General features: G+C 55.1%; 1 protein-coding gene. It reads right to left on the bottom strand.

The features are described from left to right. Nucleotides 1-189: 189 nt before the first annotated feature. Nucleotides 190-435 (bottom strand): hypothetical protein, encoded by a 246-nt coding sequence (locus tag ACZLZY_RS24840; RefSeq protein WP_472936636.1) that lies wholly within the window; start codon nt 433-435, stop codon nt 190-192. Nucleotides 436-1,641: the final 1,206 nt, after the last annotated feature.

Below are 1,641 nucleotides of genomic sequence, written 5' to 3'. Positions count from 1 at the left end.
AAACTAAAGCGCATTCTGGCGGCTTGAATCTGCAAAGCGAGGCTTCTGCCGGGCGATCGCGACTGGCAGCAGTTCGAAGCGTACTGGCTTCCAGGGTCAATGCCTCAAGCATGAGGGGTGGAGCGCCGGGATTGCAGTCACTGCGATCCTTAAGTCTGCTTCAACTCCTTTCCCCATCGTTCACCCGCATCACCGCCCAGATTTGGACGATGACGCTAGAGGAGAGACCGCCGAAACGCGCTGCCCCGTAAGAACGTCGCTGGCTCTCGCGGACTCGATATCGTCGAGGGTGTATTCCGTCACAAGTGTGAGGTCGGCTGGCTCTATGCCGGCTTCCAACATGCTCATGATTGTGCGGCGATCGTGATCCGTCAGCACCTTCCTATCGCTGATCAAACCGAGACGGCGAAGCAGGTTCGTGACGGCATTCAGCATTGGGAGCCTCCAGCGAATGGCGGCTACAACTAAGGGTGTTTGACGAGGTGCGGTAGCCGTTGCGCTACCTGCAACGGAGGGGGTTGACTGCTTAGCTCGCGCTGCGCCCCAGCGGGGTCTTTCGGCTCGAATGACGACACCGGTCAGGCTTCCCATCAGCAGCAGCGAATGCTTGTCTGCTCTACCTGCAATTGAGATGGTGCTACATGACGTCGAAATGCCCGAAGTGCGAAAAGCTGCTTACTCGTCTAAATCTGGAGACCGTCGACGGCAGTTCAGGTGTGGGCTCTTCGGTCTGGAAAACCGTCGTACTATCCTGCCCGTTCTGCGCGACGGCGATTAGCGCTCAGATAGACCCGATCGCAATCATGGCAGAGACAGTCAAGAAGGTGGCATCCATGCTGAGGGTGCAGACGTAGCTGTCGGTGGTTCCTGCGGATAGGGACAGTTAACCCGACATCTCCACGGCGTTCATTCGAGAAAGCTGATGCCGTTAATCTTCGAACGGTCTACTAGTCTCGATTGTAGCCAAGCGACCCAGACCGAGGAACGACATGGCGTTGAGCCCAGCAAACCATTCAGTGGCGAAGAGGAACTGGCCGATGGGCGGATTCTCATCAAGGTTTACGAGGGCGCCGCTCGGCCGCGTGTGATAATGTGCCAAGACGCACGCGAGGCTGATCAGATCTACTTTCATGAGTATGAGATACAGCGGAAAGCGGCTCTGTAGCGATCACTGTCCAGCTGCCGCTCATCATCATGATCGCCCAGCTGAGTCGATTTACAAAGATCGCCGGAAAGATTCAAGCTCGATCTAATCCATCAAATGCCTGGACTGAACACCTAGTCGCTTCCGGACGCACAAAGCTAATAACTACCGCTGGCCGTGGCCCAACCGGCGAATTTTCGCGCTGCAACCTCGGTGGTTCGATTGACATGTACTGAGAAGTTCTATGGCTCAGGAAGCCTTACCTTTGTGGTTACGTGTTTTCGGCTGGCTAAGATCGCCAGTATGTCTGTTAACCAACGAGATAGGAACCGATCAGGTAAGTTTGGCCATGGCCGATCGGTAGCCGGGCATTAATCTCATTCTACTAGATAGTATTTTCCTTCTATCGATCGGAATGAGCGATGACGCTGCAGAATATGAGAATTTCACGGAAGCTGATGCTCGCTTTCGGCGTACTGCTAGCGGGCGTTCTGGCA

This window comes from Mesocryomonas lacus (assembly GCF_055730135.2).
Note: the sequence above shows the minus strand (reverse complement) of the source record. Positions and strands in the feature narration are given on the sequence as shown.

Coding starts and splice junctions, on each gene's coding strand:
- ACZLZY_RS24840 (WP_472936636.1), bottom strand. CDS start 435: ATGCTGAATGCCGTCACGAACCTGCTTCGCCGTCTCGGTTTGATCAGC.